The 16,992-nt window shown below is 52.1% G+C and carries 16 protein-coding genes; 6 read left to right on the top strand and 10 right to left on the bottom strand.

Annotated features, from left to right (window positions below):
• The 3 genes from ABJO75_RS06100 to ABJO75_RS06090 all read left to right on the top strand — a co-directional run bounded on the left by ABJO75_RS06100 (position 1) and on the right by ABJO75_RS06090 (position 1,550).
• Positions 1 to 351 (top strand): pYEATS domain-containing protein, encoded by a 351-nt coding sequence (locus tag ABJO75_RS06100; RefSeq protein ID WP_348126731.1) that lies wholly within the window; start codon positions 1 to 3, stop codon positions 349 to 351.
• Positions 352 to 477: 126 nt separating this feature from the next.
• Positions 478 to 753: a hypothetical protein gene (locus ABJO75_RS06095; protein WP_348126732.1), complete on the top strand. Its 276-nt coding sequence runs from the start codon at positions 478 to 480 to the stop codon at positions 751 to 753.
• Positions 753 to 1,550, top strand: a complete 798-nt coding sequence (locus tag ABJO75_RS06090; RefSeq protein WP_348126734.1) for an N-acetylmuramoyl-L-alanine amidase — start codon at positions 753 to 755, stop codon at positions 1,548 to 1,550. The genes ABJO75_RS06095 and ABJO75_RS06090 overlap by 1 nt, the downstream gene beginning before the upstream one ends.
• Positions 1,551 to 2,320: 770 nt before the next feature.
• On the opposite strand, the gene ABJO75_RS06085 is transcribed toward ABJO75_RS06090, so the two are convergent.
• The gene (locus ABJO75_RS06085; RefSeq protein ID WP_348126736.1) at positions 2,321 to 3,097 is read right to left on the bottom strand and encodes a hypothetical protein; all 777 of its coding nucleotides are present in this window, start codon (positions 3,095 to 3,097) and stop codon (positions 2,321 to 2,323) included.
• A 413-nt stretch (positions 3,098 to 3,510) separates the two neighbouring features.
• On the opposite strand from ABJO75_RS06085, the gene ABJO75_RS06080 reads away from it, so the two are divergent.
• Positions 3,511 to 4,116 carry a tyrosine-type recombinase/integrase gene (locus ABJO75_RS06080; protein ID WP_348126738.1) on the top strand — a complete coding sequence of 202 codons (606 nt, stop codon included), beginning with the start codon at positions 3,511 to 3,513 and terminating at the stop codon, positions 4,114 to 4,116.
• A 1,435-nt stretch (positions 4,117 to 5,551) separates the two neighbouring features.
• On the opposite strand, the gene ABJO75_RS06075 is transcribed toward ABJO75_RS06080, so the two are convergent.
• The 9 genes from ABJO75_RS06075 to mobQ form a co-directional block, all read right to left on the bottom strand.
• Positions 5,552 to 6,778, bottom strand: coding sequence for a hypothetical protein (locus tag ABJO75_RS06075; RefSeq protein WP_348126740.1), 1,227 nt, complete (start codon positions 6,776 to 6,778; stop codon positions 5,552 to 5,554).
• Positions 6,766 to 7,485: a hypothetical protein gene (locus ABJO75_RS06070; protein ID WP_348126742.1), complete on the bottom strand. Its 720-nt coding sequence runs from the start codon at positions 7,483 to 7,485 to the stop codon at positions 6,766 to 6,768. Before ABJO75_RS06070 ends, ABJO75_RS06075 begins: the two co-directional genes overlap by 13 nt.
• Positions 7,486 to 7,767: 282 nt before the next feature.
• Complete coding sequence (locus tag ABJO75_RS06065; RefSeq protein ID WP_348126744.1) at positions 7,768 to 8,463, bottom strand: alpha/beta fold hydrolase; 696 nt, start codon at positions 8,461 to 8,463, stop codon at positions 7,768 to 7,770.
• Between the two features lie 129 nt (positions 8,464 to 8,592).
• Complete coding sequence (locus tag ABJO75_RS06060; protein ID WP_348126746.1) at positions 8,593 to 9,393, bottom strand: M15 family metallopeptidase; 801 nt, start codon at positions 9,391 to 9,393, stop codon at positions 8,593 to 8,595.
• Positions 9,394 to 9,479: 86 nt separating this feature from the next.
• The gene (locus ABJO75_RS06055; RefSeq protein WP_348126748.1) at positions 9,480 to 10,613 is read right to left on the bottom strand and encodes a murein L,D-transpeptidase catalytic domain-containing protein; all 1,134 of its coding nucleotides are present in this window, start codon (positions 10,611 to 10,613) and stop codon (positions 9,480 to 9,482) included.
• A gap of 72 nt (positions 10,614 to 10,685) precedes the next feature.
• Complete coding sequence (locus ABJO75_RS06050) at positions 10,686 to 11,024, bottom strand: hypothetical protein (RefSeq protein ID WP_348126750.1); 339 nt, start codon at positions 11,022 to 11,024, stop codon at positions 10,686 to 10,688.
• 17 nt (positions 11,025 to 11,041) lie between these two features.
• Positions 11,042 to 11,485 (bottom strand): hypothetical protein, encoded by a 444-nt coding sequence (locus tag ABJO75_RS06045; protein WP_348126752.1) that lies wholly within the window; start codon positions 11,483 to 11,485, stop codon positions 11,042 to 11,044.
• 300 nt (positions 11,486 to 11,785) lie between these two features.
• A complete protein-coding gene (locus ABJO75_RS06040; protein WP_348126754.1) occupies positions 11,786 to 12,940 on the bottom strand; it encodes a helix-turn-helix transcriptional regulator in 1,155 nt (384 codons plus the stop codon).
• A 1,087-nt stretch (positions 12,941 to 14,027) separates the two neighbouring features.
• A complete protein-coding gene (mobQ, locus tag ABJO75_RS06035; RefSeq protein WP_348126756.1) occupies positions 14,028 to 15,329 on the bottom strand; it encodes a MobQ family relaxase in 1,302 nt (433 codons plus the stop codon).
• 675 nt (positions 15,330 to 16,004) lie between these two features.
• Between mobQ and ABJO75_RS06030 the strand changes: the two genes are divergently transcribed.
• Positions 16,005 to 16,478 (top strand): hypothetical protein, encoded by a 474-nt coding sequence (locus ABJO75_RS06030; RefSeq protein WP_348126758.1) that lies wholly within the window; start codon positions 16,005 to 16,007, stop codon positions 16,476 to 16,478.
• Positions 16,475 to 16,924, top strand: a complete 450-nt coding sequence (locus ABJO75_RS06025; RefSeq protein WP_348126760.1) for a hypothetical protein — start codon at positions 16,475 to 16,477, stop codon at positions 16,922 to 16,924. Before ABJO75_RS06030 ends, ABJO75_RS06025 begins: the two co-directional genes overlap by 4 nt.
• The last annotated feature ends 68 nt before the right edge of the window (positions 16,925 to 16,992 follow it).

Genomic DNA, 16,992 nt, shown 5'->3' with positions numbered 1-16,992 from the left:
GTGGCTTTTCATTTACGCAACAGCCTGATCAAGAACCGCGATGGTTTGGTGAAGTTCAAGATATTCCCGGGGGGCAGAAATCGGCATTATCACGTCGGCGTCTGGACGGAAGCTGACGACCCGCTTGAGATGGCGCGAGTTGCCGAAGTGCGTTATGTGTTGCATTCGAGTTTCAGAAACAAAGACCGCGTTTCCCGTAGTCGCGAAAACGGCTTCTCGGTCACTTTCTGGAGTTGGGGAACTTTTACGGTCCGCGCAAAGGTTATTTTTGTAAACGGGGACACCGAAGATCTGGAACCCTACCGGTTGAAGATGAACAGCTCAGACTTGAAGACTGCGGTGAAGGTGTAGTTGCCGCTCTTTAGGTTTCCACTCATCGGAGCGGTCACTCCCATTTTTGGACACCTTACCGGACGATTTAGCCTTTCCACTGTAAGTGGCGGGGCATTTCCAAGAAGCTGATCTCGAGAAAATATCGTGATGGGGCAAAAAATATGCTATGTAGAAAGCGCACTTCTAATTATCAACTGGAAGGTTTCTATTATGCCCCCGAACTTTGTTGAGAGCGAGGACATCGATGGTTGCGATGTCGATTTTGCACTAGAAGAACAGACGAGGAATGCGGACTTGCCTGAAACATTTGGCGGAGTTGGTAGCGCAGAAGAGGAGTTAGATGGTTGTGATATAGATTTTGAGGCTGAGTTACAAACCGCAGATGTAGATTTACCACTCACAACGGGAGGAGTTGGGTAATGGCATTCAAACTTACTTGGTTGCCGGGTGTATTGCGGAACTCTGGTCTGAAAGTCTCCGAAGTGGGCGGCTGGCAGAATCGCGGGCGACGCGAAATGGGAACTGTTCGTGGCATTATGTGTCACCATACGGCAGGTGGACTAAGTGGCATTATGCCCAGCCTCAACGTCATCCGCCGTGGACGTAGCGACCTCCCTGGACCGCTCGCCCAACTGGGACTCGGCAGGGATGGAACGTTCTTTGTTATTGCGGCAGGAGTTGCCAACCATGCCGGAAGAGGTATGTGGCAAGGCGTGACAACCGGTAACTCAAGCTTCATAGGTATCGAGGCAGAGAATACAGGCAGGAGCAATGATTTCCCGTGGCCTGAGGTGCAGATGGATGCCTATGCGCGTGGTTGTGCTGCAATTTTGAACCACATCGGCGCTTCGGCAATCATGTGTTGCGGGCATAAGGAGTTTGCACGGCCAGCGGGACGCAAGCCTGATCCAAGTTTTGACATGGATAAAAACGATCATGACGATATGGATTCATTCCGAACGCAGGTGCATGAGTTTATGCATGGCACAGGTGTGCCGCGACCAATTATCCCAGCAGAAAGCGCTGATGGTCGACCAACATTGCGTCGTCCAGCCACAGGCGATTTAGTAAAAGAGATTCAGGCCAAAGTAGGTGTAAGTATTGACGGCGACTTCGGTCCTAACACAGAAGCAGCTGTGCGAGCGTTTCAACAGCGAAATGGCTTGGTTCCAGATGGGATCGTTGGGCCTAAGACTTGGGAGGTATTGCTATCGTAAGCATGGCATTTTGGGTTCGCAGCACTCTGAATTTGAGCGTTGCACTAAGCTTCGTGTGCACCATAGCAATGCCGCTTTGGGCGGAGGCCGTTTGCCCAAAATCACCTGAAGCGGCAGCGTTGGTTTCCCTTAACGCGCTCTATGCTGAGGACGGAAGAACGCTATCAGAAATGGTGCATAGCGAGAGAGGGGTCCGAGTATCTCCTTCCGCGTATGTCGATTTTGAATCAGATAGAGTTTTGAACCAAGAGTCGATCCAAGAACTCTGGTTGGATAGTAAAATCTATACTTGGGGATATGCGGAAGGATCTGGCGAATCCATCATGATGACTGGAAGCAGTTTTATATCCACGTTTGTCACAGAGTTTCCATTTCGGGCAGTCATTGCCGCACCACATGAACCTTACGCTGCCCCGGCATCAACCGTGGACAATGCATCTGAGATTTATTCTGACGCTATAATATTCGAGTTCGTTCTCGGAGATTCTCCCGAAGATTGGGCTGCACTACGACTAGCTTTCACACCCGAAAATGGCTGCCAGAGGCTCGTAGGGTTGATTCGAGCCCGATGGTCACCCTGAAAGTTGACAACAACAACGTTCAAGCAGCGCTCATGGATCGGGAACCGTACATTCGCAAAAGCGCGCGGGGCGCGGAATTTATCGGTCGTTCATGATGCCATCTGTGTTCTCCTTTGCGACACGATAGGTGGTCAAAGGAGCGGTAAGAATACGTGACAGGTCCGGAAACATCTAATAAAAATATGAAGTTTAGAGGTTTCTGAGCGCCATCGAAAGTGCGGTTTGGCTATACGAATCGTCAATTCTCCAACTCAGGTTTCCATTGTCTTGAACATATGGATCGTAGACTATCACTTCGGTGAAACAAACAGGCCGATCGCCGCTACTGCCTGTAGGTTTTTCGCAACTCGCGCTACTCACGGCGTCTGCGGTCACAGTTAGGATATCCTGACCAGGAAGCTTGATCTTGAACTTTGCAACAGTAGCGCCATCTGTTTCACGCGCGCCCACGCGAAATTTGGCGCTTTCGGATCGGTCTTCCGACACAAAAATGACAGTTCTGTATCTTTTATCCTTCGGCTGGAAAAGTTCTAGGATGTCTTCGGTAGTTGCTCCGTTGGCCTTTTTTGCTCGAGTGTAATCTCGCAGCGCCGTCTTTGAGTTGAAGAACTGTTGCCGAACGCTGTTTTTTACCTCGGTTTTGAATTCGCCCCCAATCGTCGCTTCCAAAATTTTAAGATCAGCAATGGGCAACCCTTCTACACCAAAGCCTGCCAATCGATCCCCGTTTACATTTCTAGGTTGGGATGACGTTCCTTCAGTAAGCTTAACTTCTCCGATAGGGGTAAGTCGGTTCGTTTCAGTATTCCACATGTAGAAAGTTCCAGCGGGAGTGGCTCTAGGATCGTACATTCCAAGCCTATTCGGTTTCGCATATGAGAAATCGACTTCTGCGGTCGATGTGGGTTCTCCGACACCAAAGCACCCGGCCAAAATAACTGGAGCCGTAAGAATAAATTTCTTCATATCATTAATCCTGAAGATAGTGTGAATGCACTTATAGGTATAACGATAGCGTTATTCTCACTCCAACACACGGGAAATTTTTGCCAAACGACGTTTGGTAGCTGTTGGGGCGCTCAGTGCGTGTGGGATTTTGGCCGAACGGTTATAGCCTCCTTTCGGGTCGCGCTCCATGGTGACCATGGCGGTGGAACGACGACAACATGGTTGAGGCAATCTGTGTCAATGGCAATTCAAATTTCCCAGTTTATCGGGTTTCGGTTGTCAGCCAACCTGAACCGCTGCACTGCCTGAACATGTATTTTAACACTATTATCAATTCTGTTAAGTTCTCGCCCCGCAATGCCTGTGGATCGATAGGGCAGGGGCGTGATTTCTGCTTCGCGGTTTAACAGTCTTCGGATAGACTGTTAAACATGAGCGAGATGCGCCTCACCGACACCGCCGGAAACCGGCTTTACCTCAACGCCGAAGAACGCGCTGCCTTTCTGGCGGTGGTCCGCCGCAAGCCTGCGCGGGATCGTACCCTCTGCGAAACGCTGCACTTCACCGGCTGTCGGCCGTCCGAGCTGGTGGAGATCACCCCGGCCAGGGTGGACCTGTCGGGCGGTACAGTCACCATTCGCAGCCTGAAGAAGCGCAAGGATGCCTCTGGTGCCTCGAAGATCGTCTACAGAAGCGTTCCGGTGCCCCCGGACTACCTGGACACGCTCAACACCGCGCATGGCATCCGAGAGGCCCAGAAGTCGCGCAAGCAGGCCAAGGCGCCAATCTGGCCGCTCAGCCGCGTGCGGGTCTGGCAGATTGTCAAAGGCATCATGATCGAAGCCGGGATACCGGACGCGCCGCACCGCAGTCCTAAGGGCTTGCGCCACGGGTTTGGGGTCAACGCCACAGTAAACGGCATTCCGCTGCACATGCTCCAAAAATGGATGGGGCATGCCCAGCTCAGCACCACGGCGATCTATGCCGATGCTGTGGGCAAGGAAGAACAGGATATCGCAGCCAGGATGTGGGGGTAGGGACTATGCATCTGAACAAGACAAACCAGACGCCAATCTATACCGCTTCGATCGCATCGAGGTCGTGCGCGGCCTATTTGATGTCAGAGCTCAAAAACTGGAGATGATCAGTAATGCACTTGATCACTAGTTTGCAAACTAGTGTCTCAGATGACCTCAACGTCCCATTTTCACAAACTTTGTTTGCGAAGAATCTACTTCCACAAGTCTCAAAATAGGTACAACTAGATTTGCATATTTGCTCCCCTACAAGCGCGTCTCGATAAACAATGGATGCAAGATACTTAGAAAAGGCTGTTAGCAGTGAATCTCTACCTATTCGCCCAAAGCTAAAATTATGATATCTTGGACTCTGCAAATCGCATAGCTCAGGAGAGAGAAAGTAAATTCGTCCGTAGGCGTCAATTGAAACATAGTCACTATTAGTGACGTTTCCAGCCTTTTTGTGTACGCTAATCTTTGAAGCCTCTAAGAACCTGTCAACTTCTCTAATTTTGAAATTCGCTGATAAACTCTTATGATACTTAAGTATGCTTTCAAAAAAGTTCTTAAAATCTTCGGTATCTGTAGATTTCCAGCTAGTAGCAGTATTGAGCCCTTCCACCTCGTCAATATTAATACCCCAAATTCTTGGACCTATAAGCATGAGCTCTTTGACGATTTTTTCAGGTGATTTTATCGCCTCCTTAGTTAGAACCGACAAAATGGAGAAGCTCAAATTGTTCTGCCTGAGGCACTTTAATCCTTTTAGAACAGCGTTAAGACTTGACCGACCGCTCCACGATCTTCGGTTACGACTGTGCATTTCCAACGGAAAGTCAACGCTTACGGTGACATTGACTCGATATTCTCTAAATACTTTAACCCATTCATTGTCAATTAGAACACCGTTTGTTTGAAGGCTAATTATACTATCAGGTTTATGCAGCCGTATAAGCTTGCAAATTTCACTGAAGCGCGTCACCCCCACTACTAGAGGTTCGCCAAAATGAAATAAAACTTCGACGTCATCCAAAAAGTTATCTGAATTAGCGACAAATAGCTCGTTGATGGTCGTGAAATCTATTAGCTTAGAGTCTTTTCGGTTCGCAAGGTAACAATAAGAGCAATCAAGATTGCACAACGGTGTTAACTGCAATGCCAGTTTTCCAAAATGCTTATTCAAATTTATAGAATTACAAGGCCTATTATCCATCAGGGGCGATCAGTGCTTCCTTAGAGGTGGAAGGCTATCAGTCCATATTTCCATGGTAGTGCTTGCATTAGCGATAGAGTCCGTAAATGCATTATTCTCGAACTTTTCCTGAATCCGACCGGAAGAGTTCTCTCCAGTTTTACTGGTACGTGACGCGTATGAAGCCACCAAATTGGATTTCGTACATTCTGAAGTATCTCCCATCTCCAATTTATTAGCCATCAACCTGTCTCCCTGACCTCAGCATTCATCTCGCAGAAGTGCGTAAATATTTGATATCGCGCTGTTTCGACGCATAATATCATCTTCCAGAACAATTTCATATCTTTTTAATTCACAGAATCGCTCTGAAATACCTGATTGATCGTTATTGTACTTACCAAGCACGAATAAAGCTAACTGCTTATAAGATGCGGTGATATTATCTTTCTCCAGTACACTTGACAGAAAGCTTAGGCTTTCTGCGTGCCTACCGGCGTCATGTATTTGGCTAGTTAATGCGATAGCAACCGACTTATAGAAACGGTCAAAAAAATTCCGATCTAGCAGTCCGGCATTTAATTGGGATTCAATTTTTTGAAGCGCTTCACGCGCTTGAATTGGCTGACCGCTCACCGCAAGATTAATGGCCGTGAACACCATCGCTCGCGTCAATGGAAGATCCGAAATATTATCTCTTGATTGCAATATTGAAATACTTAATTCTAGATTTTCTTCGGCTTGCGAGTACTCGCCAGCTTTTGTATGATGCAGCGCTCGAACATATAGGTACCTGGCCCAGCGTTGGTGTTCATTGCCGAAAGCTACCTCGTTTATCGACATACCAACTTCAAAACTGTCAATTGCTGCTGAGTGCTCCCCGGCCTCAACCAAGATTGCACTGTACAGCTGATGCCAAAGCGCAAAAGATGTTGAGAAACTGTAGTCAAGTCCAGCTTTTCCAACAAGCACAGCATAAGATGAGATCGCATCCTTGATGTGTTCTCGTGCCTCGTTGGACTGCCCAGATGCAAAGTAGGAGAACGCCAGATTACTTTGTAATTCTGAATAAATTTGCCCTTGAAGACCATTTTCACTTAGAACCCCAACCGCCTCGACATATATCGCCCTAGAACCGCCCAAGTCTCCAATCTCATGCAGGTAGCCTCCGTAGTCACTGGCGACCTCAGCGAAGAGTATTGGCTCCTCAGCCTCCTTACCTTGAACTAGGCTCCAAGCCTGGAGGAAGGTCATTTCGGCATCTGGAGAACCACTAAATCGTAAATATGTAGCAAGTCGTCCGATAAGAAACGCCCTGTCAACCTCGGAAAATCTGATGCTATTTTCTTGGTAGTGCTTGATCGCATTGTTTAAGGTCGAGATAGCTTCAGCCGTTCGGCCCATTCCATGAAGTACGCGCGCCCTTTGAGAAAAGTAAGAAGGTGTCTCCGACACATCCCTAGCCTGTTCAAGCACTACATCAGCCAAATGGTAGTCTCCTCTGAATATATGGAAGGAACTTTGGAAAAAAAAATCTCTGCCAACTCTTGCTTTAGAAGTCTGGCAAGTCGGATAGATAGTCTTTCGACTTCTGCGGCGTCACTATTATCGGAAGCCCTCAGCAATTCAAAACGAACTTCACCTATTTCATTTCGAAGAGATGAAATTCTTCTGCTGTCACTCACATAAGCCAAGGGAGATGATCGTGCCAATTCGAGCTCTTCTCTTGCTTGGCTCAGCTTCACCTCTATTAATGACAGAGTTTCTGTCGTGCGCCTATGACCTCCCAGAAGTCCAGAAAAACTCTGCCTTAACAAGGCTAAATCTCGATCATCTTCAAGGCTTTCAATTTCTAAATCAAGGCGCGCCGCAATGCTTTGTGCGTTACCATTTGCAATTGTTTGTACGATGAAAACAACCAACATCGAAAAGATTATTAATGTACATAGATATATTGACAATCCAAAAATTAACTTAAACTTTCCGGAAAACTGCTTCGACAGTTCAACAAAATATCCGAAAAATATCAAGATAAACGCTGATAGAAAACAAAGACTAAGAACATCCAATCCTGGTTGTCCATCGTCGTATAGAACAATCAAAAGACCCAATACGGCCGTTATTATGAACCCTGTGAGCTGTATACGGGTCTTCAGTTTCGGCAGAGCGCCAACAAGCTTTTCTAGGTATTCCATTTCAAAGAAATCTCACATCTCAATACACAAAGATCGTTCTTAGCGTTCATTATAGCCTCAAACAACAAGCTGAGCTAGTGTTCCGAGTCCGACGCTTCCTACCTTTTCCCCCTGATTTCATCGAGAGCATCCAGCGCGCGGCGTTCCCGGGTGAGAATGTCCTGTGCGGTTTTGGTCCACCTGAAGGGTTTGGGCTTCTCGTTGTGCTGCGCCAGCAGTGCAGACCGTGATTCGCTATCGAAGTTGATGGTCTCCGACAAACTCGGGGCGACCAAAGGGGCACTATCGGATTAGGCGGTTGATTGTAGAGTACAACTCTTTGGGATTGTCATATTGAGGTAGATGACTTTGGTCCAGTGTCTTAACCTCTGTAGCGGGTATCGATCCAGCATAGGCCGCAATCATGGCATTTTGTACGTTCAAGGGGATTACATCGTCACCAGTGCAACGGATATATGCCCGCTTCAGTGAATTGAATTCAGGACCTCGCGTGAATGCCTCTGATAGGGGCTCAGATGGTTGCTGTACGAATTTCAACTTGCGTAGATGTTGCCAATAGTCACCCAAAAAACCTTCTTTGGAAAAGGTAGGGTCGTTTCTTGCAAGTTCTATTATATCGCGAGCGGATTGCCCCTGATCAGGAAGCATAGCTGTGACGTAAATTAGGCTCTCAATGCGCTCTGGGAACTGCGCGGCGGCATGCGAGATGACAGCACCGCCCATTGAATGCCCAATCAGTATGACCTTTTGATCCGCTGCCTCTGGGAATGCATTTACGACCTCGCTAACGTAGGCATCCATGCCGAAATCTGCGGAGTAAGCGCCGGAAAGCAACAAGCTCCATATATCAAGAGGCCTGTCGTGCCCCGGTAGCTGTATGTTAGCAACGTTATTTCCAGCGGCTTCTAGGCTCGCCGGTATAGTGTTCCAACTCGCTGAAGTAGCGTTCATGCCGTGTACTAAAATTATGTTTTTCATATCAAAAGGATCCGATAGGTTGGTGGTCTCGCAAAGCCTTAAGCTCGGTTCGTTCTTCGTCTTTCGCAGGCTCCAGTATCCGCACATCTGGGTCTGCGGCAAACAAGGGACGGTGCACTGTCCTTCATCTTAGTCCCAAAGTGTGTGCGCGTTCCGGGTTTTAGCTTCGGCAGCATCAGAGGGACGATATTCCCAGTGCCAATACTCACTCTTCACTGTGCGGACGAAGCCAAACGATGTCGCGTGAACCGCCAACCAATCATAAACCGGCAGACCCGGCCCGCCGCTAACGGGGATATCAAGCGCCGTGCCGTTCTGGTGGTTTGAGTGCCCCGGTTTAGCGGCGAGATTGAAGCCCGTCACGCCCTTCTTCCAATTGTCGTACAGGTATTTCTGCGCCGCATAGGTTCGGAAGCCGCTGTTTATGACTATCACTATGCTGTCGGCGGCGGCAGCCTGGACCATCGCAAAATACGGCTCAATCGTGTCCTGTGTGAGGTTTTCCAGTTCGAGGCCGGCATCCACGATCTTCACCAAGGCAACCTGGCCGACATAGTCGCCTCTACTCCAGGCTGCGGTTTCGGCGTAACGACCCGCCCCCGACTCGGGATCGATCTTGCCTAGGGTTACGTTGCGGAACGCGCCCTGGAAGTTCGTAGTTGCAGTCCAGCCGAAGTGTCGGCCGCTCACCGCATCTTCAACATCTGCAAAGAACCGATTACGCTTGCCTGCGGGTACGATGCGGACGTCACGCACCGAAACCGTTGTCTCTTTAGGAATCAGGATGTAGTCGCCGACCACCGAACCCGCAGGGATGTCATCTGTGGCAGCGTACGTCAAAAAGGCCCAGATGTCGCCCGTCGATCTAACGCGAGCATCCGGGTCCGACACCAGAAATGTCTTTTCCCTATAATTGTCGTAAATCGCCATGCGCCACCCTTTTTGCTCTTCGCCCCTTGCGCTCTTGCGTAGTCCACATAAGATCTGACCGTTTCCGCAACTTCTAATCTAATGCCTTACGGGGCTTTCCAGTGGATCAGCAATGATCCGAGCTTGAGCTGGTCGATCACCTTCTTGGCATAAGCGTGATCCACTGCAGGGCACCCCTCACTGCGACCGACGCGTCCAAATTGCTGCACAAATGTCTTCGAAACGTAGTTCGCACCATGCATGACGATGTAGCGAGAACGGGCGTTGCTGTTCGTATCTTCAAGACCGTCCAGTTTCATTGAGTACCCGTTCTTGCTGCTGTGATACGTCTCAGCACAACGGTAGATCCCTAGTGAACTCGCATTAGAACCCGAGACGTTACTAAACACATTCGCGAACCCGTCGTCCGTCGGGCCTTCGGACCCAATGCCATGGCCACATAGGTATGATGTCACTTCTTCGGCTACAACATCGAGTACGAACAATCGAGACTTACCAGAATGAAGGTCAAAGTTTACCACCGCCCAATATCTCGGACGGCTGGTCGGATAACGATCATTCCTCAACTCAATCAAACGTTCGACTGGAAAGACTAGTCGGGCATCTACTCCGAGTTCTCTGAGAACGACCTCGTCAGCACGCGCAGCCTCCCTGCCACGGTCGGCAAGGAATTCAGCGCCACTGCCGGGCGCACCCGTCGGCACATTCGTCGCTGACGAAGCCTCTACTTCAGTCTCGTCGGGATCAACGATGCCCCGGCCATCGAAAAAGGACACTTGGCCCATCTCAAAAAGAAACCGTTCGGAAGAACGCCTGCGCGTAAGTCCGGCAAGGACAACTTTTTTCCCCTTCACTGTGGCCTTATTCCATCGTGGAAATTCTGCTGCGGCACTCTCGAAATCACCATCATTCAACTTTTTACGCAGGGTTGATTTTGAAAGTGCGCCACCACCAACATTGAAAGTGAACGAAACTAAGGCATCAAACTGGTGCTGTTTCAGATCAACGTCGACATAGCGAACAACAAAATTCTCACTTTCACGCAAATCCTCTCGGAGCAAATCCTCTGCTTCATGTTTGGAAATCACATTTCCGGAGTAAGCGGCATCGCCGGTGTGTCCATATCCAATTGTCCAAACCCCGACAGGATCAGCATAAGCTTTGAGATAAAGACCCTCAAAGTGCTTCACAATCATCAAACCGTCGTCTGAAATTTGCATCGTTTTCTCCTACGCTTGATATCAAATAATTCCGCTCGAGATCGAAGTTGTGAACAAAAAATACGGATCCGATTATAAACCAATGGCATTAAACGCAGAGCTTACGACCAAGCTAATCAACCCTGTCCGAAACCGTTCGAGCCGTGCTTGAGTTACGCCCGCGGCCTTGAGCGCATGCATCTTTGCCAAGTCTTTCTGCCCACCAACGAGGTACTCGAAATCATCTTTTGAAATCTTTTCTTGAGCTAGTGCATCTCCCCAACGGCGAAGAGCCTGTTCACTGTCTTTTACAAAGGCCTTTGCGTCAGCTTCAGCTTGATCAATCGTCTCTTGAACGGTGTTCTTGACGAGTGTTTTTAGGCCTTCTTGAACTGCATCAATAAATTCGTTCCAATTTCCTGACAAAGACATAACGCTCCTCCTAAAAGTCATTTTTCACAGACGGAAGCTTCCCGCTTGTTGATCTCAACACAAATAATCGTGTCGAACGCCTCACCAACTTGCATGCGGATCTCTTCTCGTATGAATGGACTAAGAGTCCCTGAGTTACGCCATCTCCTAGCAAACCCGCCCAACAAGTTCCCATCAGGATCGCGCAGGATGTCCCATTGCGCTGAAACCACGCCATTCTTCGGTAACCCATTCGAATACTCATAGGCGGCATCCACATCAACCAAGAGTATTTCTACAGCAGTTCGGTGCGTGGAATATGGTTGTCCCGACTTGGCTATGAGCGCCAAGCTTTGGGCTTTCAGCGTCGTGGCGTTTTTGTATGCCTCTTGACTGAACGGACTGATAATCGGCTCACACGCTACCAGAACAAAAAGCAATGAAAACAAAGTGGCAAATTTTCTATATAGAGCGTATTGCATAAATTTTCCTAAAATTTTCTCTCAGCCTAGCACGACTTCAGTCGCGTAAAAAATTTTGTCGGCACCCATTCTGTTCTGCCGGTCAGTGCCCGCACTCTCCACCGCCAGCTAGCCTAATGCGCGGGAAACCCCTCTACTCACCGTCTATCGATATACCAACACAGGCTTGCCACTCTTGATCCATTTGGATCATGACTCTCCGGTTTTTTGCGAGAGGAGCATTCTGCGGGTTTCGCAAACTCTCAGACACGCGTTTCGTTAATCCCCGCGATTCAGGTTTCAGGACGGACGCTTTAGGCATCAAGCGACCGGCGGAAACACACGAAGTATCAAACGTATCAGCTCAATCCGGCTACTTACCCCCGCCTTTGAAAGCACTGCGGAAACTTGGTTCTTTGCTGTTGTTGGGCTTGTGCCACGCCGCTCCGCTATCTCTGCAATGCTTGCACCATCAGCAATCCATCGACAGACATCGGTTTCTGCATGGGTCAACCCATAGAGCTCCGTGAACCGATCCAATCGAAGGTATGGAATTCGTTCGGGATCAATAATGGTGATAAGTGCCCCATCCAGTCCCTGCTCCAGTTCAGCCTTGCTGTCACTGACCGGACCGATATCCAACAGGAGCGGTGTCAGACCTGACGGGCGCGCTATCGAAACCAAGGATTCGTGTCGATTAGACTGGCCACGCGCAGTTGAGCCCACGTCGAGGATGTGAGTTCGAATTTTAGAGGTTACATCAGGGTCAGCGGTCACAATCCTACCATCACCAGCCAGCGCAATGCCGTCTTTTAGACCCAGTATTCTCTCCGCTTCAGCATTTTTGACGATGACTTGCCCATCCGGCAGCGCAATAGCAATTCCCGCCTGGACCTGATCCAAGGCCGAAAGCGTAGCCTTATATCGAGCTTTCAGAAGGGCGAAAACGCGACCAATTTCGAGAGCCTTTGTTAGGTGCGGAAGCAGAGCTCTTGACCTTTCACTCGAGGAAAGCGGCACTTCGAGCTCATGCTGATCAAAGCCGATGCTCATTGCATCAAACCAAACGAGATCTGCGTTCAAACGAACCCCAAGTCGCCGCGCAACACCTGTTCTTCTCCTTAGAAAGGTGTAGTCTTTGCGGGCGTCGAGGGCCTCGGCTGAAAGCCCTGTGTCCAAGTCAGGTATCGGTTGGTGTGCGGGCTGGGCTTGGAGAAAATCCCAGTCTTTATTCTGCATCCGTGAAAGCCAAGCTCCATAGTACCAACCCGCAGGTGTGCGAGAAAAATCCAGATAAACACTGGACATCATCGTTAAGTCTTTTGATCCGGCTTTCTTGCCACGGACCACCAATGCGATAGCCTTAGCTTCAATTGCGGTTGCCGTCGCATCTAGTGCGCGACGCCAGCTCCCCGGGTTGACCGCTGTGTCGTATATCAGTTCGAGTGCCTGATAGCCTCTGGTATCCAATTTCATTCTTCACCTCCACTGCCCGGAAGATCGCAACAAATATGAGCTGGTGGCCCCTTTTCAATCACGGTCGCTGATCTCACGCCTCAGGCTCTGTCGGTCGCACTGCAAACTCGCTGTCAAAACACAGCTCCCGCCCGTCGCCAAATGCATGGTGATGCTTGATCAGGCCATACTGGCATTAGAACGGGATGCCCTGCACACGCCATGGCTTCACGCCGTCGATGTTCACGAGTGACATTGGTTCACCACCAAACAGAACCAGGTCGGCAGGTTTCTCGGTCATTACGATCTTGGTCAATCTATCATTTTGACCAACATAACATATCACAACCCGTGTGTCGGCCTCCGGCCGATATCGCGACCCTTCTCGGCTTCCGGGTTTTTCTGCTCGCGGTAGTTATCCGGCTGCAGGCGTTCGCCGGCAATGGTTTTGCCGGCGACCAAGTTGGTTTCGAAGGACGGGGAGTGCCCGATATCACTTGTAAAACTTCACCACTCATCAAACAAAAAAATCACCACCACCTACCTCTGCACGCATGGCAGGGTATCTACACAACCCTCGATTCACACGCGAATAGTTGGCCGAAGCTCGCGCATGAGTGGAGTGCAAAACCCCATATTTGCCAACTTCCCTAACGTGGGGTCGACTCCGGTGTAAAACGCACAGCAATAATGGGCCACAGAAACGGCTGCGACTTAGCGCAGTTGTAGCGGAGTAAAAATCCGCCAGTTTGTGTCCTTCGGTTATTCGGAGGGCGGAATCGTATCACAAGCAAAACGCGGGTAAGCGTACCAATTGAACCTATTGGCTTTTTTGACCTGTAAGTCTTTGAATTTTCTGATCCCAAATTTGTCCCAATCAGACTATCTTTCAAATAATACGATTCAGCAGGAGTAAGCTAAGGGCAAGATTGTAGAAAACTTCCTTGGGCGCTCAGTTTTGAATATATCTTATGATACGATTCCGCCCTGAGCGGGATTCGACACCTAACGTCATCTATGTAGGCCCGGTACGGTTTTAGGTTGATCAGAAGCGTCAGGAGCGGGGAAAATCCTGATTGCTTTGTCAGCTTGAGCCATTGTCCTTCCGTCACAAGCCGTATCCGTCCCCGAAGTCTCTGCCGATATGCCTTGTTTTTTCCAACTCCAGCTCCCGCTGTTCCTTGATTTCGTTTGCGCGGGCATTGGCGGGCCCTGCGATATCATCAAACCCGCAGCCGAGCCGCTCGGCGGCCTGTTTCACTTGCCCGACCAGCGCCTGCTGACGCTGTTTGGCGACATCGGGGTCTTTAATCTCGCGGCTGTCCTGCCAGGCGACCGCGACCTGCTCGATGAGCTGCCCGCGCGCGGCCTCCAGCGCTGCCAGCCGCGCTGCGTCGCGCGCCTGCGCTCGTTCTTCTTCCAGCACCCGCTGCCGCTCGGCCTCACGATCCTGATAGGCACGGGTAAAACTGTCGGTGAAGTCTTTGGCCTCTGCCCCGGAGAACAGCGCCCGCGCCGCTTCCGTCACCGCACTCACGCGGCTGGCATCGGCCTCCCGTGCCGATGTGTAGGCATCCCGTGCCTGCACCATGCGCTCCAGCAGATCGGCCATGAGGCTGCGCTGCTGGCGAACCCCGTGCACCTGCGCCCCGCGCTCGGTGACGGGTTCGTACTCCGTGCCGTCCCGTTCCGCCTTCCGCATGGCCTTGCGCTCCATACTACTGGCCGCCGGTCCCAGCTTGATCTCCGGATCGCGATCCAGCACCATGGCCACCAGTTCGTCACCACGCTCCAGCGCCGCTTCGCGCTGATCCTCCAGCGAACGGTGATCGACCCGCACCTCAATTTCCGCACGCTCAAGCGCCGCGTTTTGCATCTGCGCCCAAAGACCGCGCATGTCCGCGATCTCCGCCCCGCCGGTCTTGGCCGCATCCAGAATGCGGGTCTTGTCGGTCAACCCCTCTGACGCCAGTACACGGGTAGTGGTCAGGATGTGGGCATGATGGTTGCGCTGATCCCCGTCGCGATGCGGGGCGTGCAGCGCCACATCCGCCGCGATGCCGTAGCGCTCCACCAGCGCCTGAGCAAAGCCGCGCGCCAGATCCGCGCGTCCCTCGGCTGACAGCTCCGACGGCAGCGCCAGCTCCCACTCCCGGGCCGTGACGGAATTGCGCCGGGTCTCGCGATCCTCGACCGCGTTCCAGAGACCGGCGCGATCCGACGCCCAGTCTGGAGCGCCGGCCGGTACCAGGATGAACGTCTCCTCGATGCCCTGCTTGCGGGTATAGTCATGCACCCGGCCCTCGCGCTCGCAAGACAGACGCTCGCCCGCACGGTAGGCCGCTGCCGCTGTCGCGGTCCGCCCGACACTACGCTTCACGGTCTTGACGCTGAGATGGTAACTCGCCACGCGCCCTACCTTCCGCGCAGACCGGACAGCGCTGCAAACGCTGCCCTGCCCTCTCCGATCGCCAGCCAACCAAGATGGCACCGAATGTGATCAGGAGAGGGGGTACGTGCGCCTGCCTTTTGCTCCGCCTGCCGCGCCCCACACCGCTGGGCGGGCGGCGCAAAAGGCAGCAGCGACTTGCGGCCCGTGTGGGCCGCTGTACCGCTGCTTGCCCTGTCCAGTCGCTCTCTCTGCCCAGCCACCACACCAGCAGCGGCAGGGAGAGGACAAGGCAGGGCCGTTTGCCGAACAAGCCCCGCGCGGCAAACCCGCTTCGGAACTGGGTCACTGGACCCACCGTTCCGGAGCAGCCGGTCTGACACAGCCGCCAGCAGACCCGGCACCGCAGAGGTGCCCCGGTCGTCCTGGCGGTGCGTCAGACCGGCACGCAATCCAACGGCGCACGTTGGTTCTGGAGAGTTTGAGAGGGCGGGTAGCGCCTCTCTGTCCAATGCGCTCGCTCGCATTGGATGGGGACGCCGTCGGCGGGGGCTGTGCCCCGGGGAGACCGCACGCAAAGCTCGGAAGGAACGAAGTGACTGTAGAGTTTGCATAAGTGCGCCATTCAATCTCAAGAGCTTTCATGGTAAGCCCACACCAATGTAGCGCGATACCCCCTCCAAAGGAACCCTCTTCATGGCCGACTCCAACCTGGAAAAGCTTCAGCGACAGTACGAGCAGGCCAAAGCCCGGCTGCAATCCGCCCGCGCTAGGAAGGCAGCCAAGGATCGCAAGCTCGATGCCAGGCGCAAGATCATCCTCGGCGGTGCGTTGATCGAAAAGGCCAGTCGGGATCCGGAGGTGACCAGGCTGCTGATGTCTCTGGTGGCGGGTCTTGCCCGGGCGCAGGACCGCAAGGCGTTTGACGGATGGGTGCCCCCTGCCCCAGACGCAGGTCCCGACGTCGAGGCGAAGGACGGTGGCTCAAGGGGAGAGGCGAGCAGCAGCGGTGCTGGTTCCGGTCTCGGCACTGAAGGTGGCGCGCGCCTGGATGGCAGCACCTCCTCGGTCACAGATGCGGGTACTGCGTCTGAAGCTGCGCCACAGGGTGCTGAGACCGGTGGGGACACTGATCCTGATGTGAACGCCCAGATGGAGCGACGGCGATGAGCAGAGCCACGGATGCGGAACAGGGCTCGGAAGGCTGGGACAGTCTGCGTGATGTCTTCCACAGGGAGATCAGCGAGACTGGTGGCGACAGCGCCAAGGCGTTCATTGCGATCTTGGATGAGCTGGACGCCCGCATGGGGGTTTCCGATGAGCAGGTCGCGCAGAACGCCCTGACGTTTGAGGCGCTGATCAAATGGCTTAAGATCACCGATGAGCAGCTCAGGGGCATTCCGCAGCAGATTGACAACGCCACGCTCAGGAGCACAGACCGTCTGAGCACGGCTGGAGAGATGGCGGCAGGCAAAGGGGCCAGAGAAGGCGCCATGGCCTCACAGGCCGGCCTGGAGGCGCTCAGGCGCACCGTGGAGGCCTATGACGCCCGCAGTGCGGGTTTCGCAAATTCCCGGACACGGATTTCAGTAATTCCCGGACACGCGTTTCGGTAAATCCCGGACAGGGATTTCGGTAATTCCCGGACAGCTGCGGGGACCCGGACACGGTTGGTCATCGCCTG

The sequence above is a fragment of the Sedimentitalea sp. genome (assembly GCF_039973035.1).
In the GTDB taxonomy this organism is placed as follows: Bacteria; Pseudomonadota; Alphaproteobacteria; order Rhodobacterales; family Rhodobacteraceae; genus Sedimentitalea.
The sequence above is the reverse complement of the archived record's forward strand: the minus strand, read 5'-3'. Positions and strand labels throughout refer to the sequence as shown.

Excerpts from the sequence above, each read along its gene's own strand:
- ABJO75_RS06090 (WP_348126734.1), top strand. The coding sequence starts at position 753 with ATGGCATTCAAACTTACTTGGTTGCCGGGTGTATTGCGGAACTCTGGT.
- ABJO75_RS06085 (WP_348126736.1), bottom strand. The coding sequence starts at position 3,097 with ATGAAGAAATTTATTCTTACGGCTCCAGTTATTTTGGCCGGGTGCTTT.
- ABJO75_RS06080 (WP_348126738.1), top strand. The coding sequence starts at position 3,511 with ATGAGCGAGATGCGCCTCACCGACACCGCCGGAAACCGGCTTTACCTC.
- ABJO75_RS06070 (WP_348126742.1), bottom strand. The coding sequence starts at position 7,485 with ATGGAATACCTAGAAAAGCTTGTTGGCGCTCTGCCGAAACTGAAGACC.
- ABJO75_RS06065 (WP_348126744.1), bottom strand. The coding sequence starts at position 8,463 with ATGAAAAACATAATTTTAGTACACGGCATGAACGCTACTTCAGCGAGT.
- ABJO75_RS06060 (WP_348126746.1), bottom strand. The coding sequence starts at position 9,393 with ATGGCGATTTACGACAATTATAGGGAAAAGACATTTCTGGTGTCGGAC.
- ABJO75_RS06055 (WP_348126748.1), bottom strand. The coding sequence starts at position 10,613 with ATGCAAATTTCAGACGACGGTTTGATGATTGTGAAGCACTTTGAGGGT.
- ABJO75_RS06050 (WP_348126750.1), bottom strand. The coding sequence starts at position 11,024 with ATGTCTTTGTCAGGAAATTGGAACGAATTTATTGATGCAGTTCAAGAA.
- ABJO75_RS06045 (WP_348126752.1), bottom strand. The coding sequence starts at position 11,485 with ATGCAATACGCTCTATATAGAAAATTTGCCACTTTGTTTTCATTGCTT.
- ABJO75_RS06040 (WP_348126754.1), bottom strand. The coding sequence starts at position 12,940 with ATGAAATTGGATACCAGAGGCTATCAGGCACTCGAACTGATATACGAC.
- ABJO75_RS06030 (WP_348126758.1), top strand. The coding sequence starts at position 16,005 with ATGGCCGACTCCAACCTGGAAAAGCTTCAGCGACAGTACGAGCAGGCC.
- ABJO75_RS06025 (WP_348126760.1), top strand. The coding sequence starts at position 16,475 with ATGAGCAGAGCCACGGATGCGGAACAGGGCTCGGAAGGCTGGGACAGT.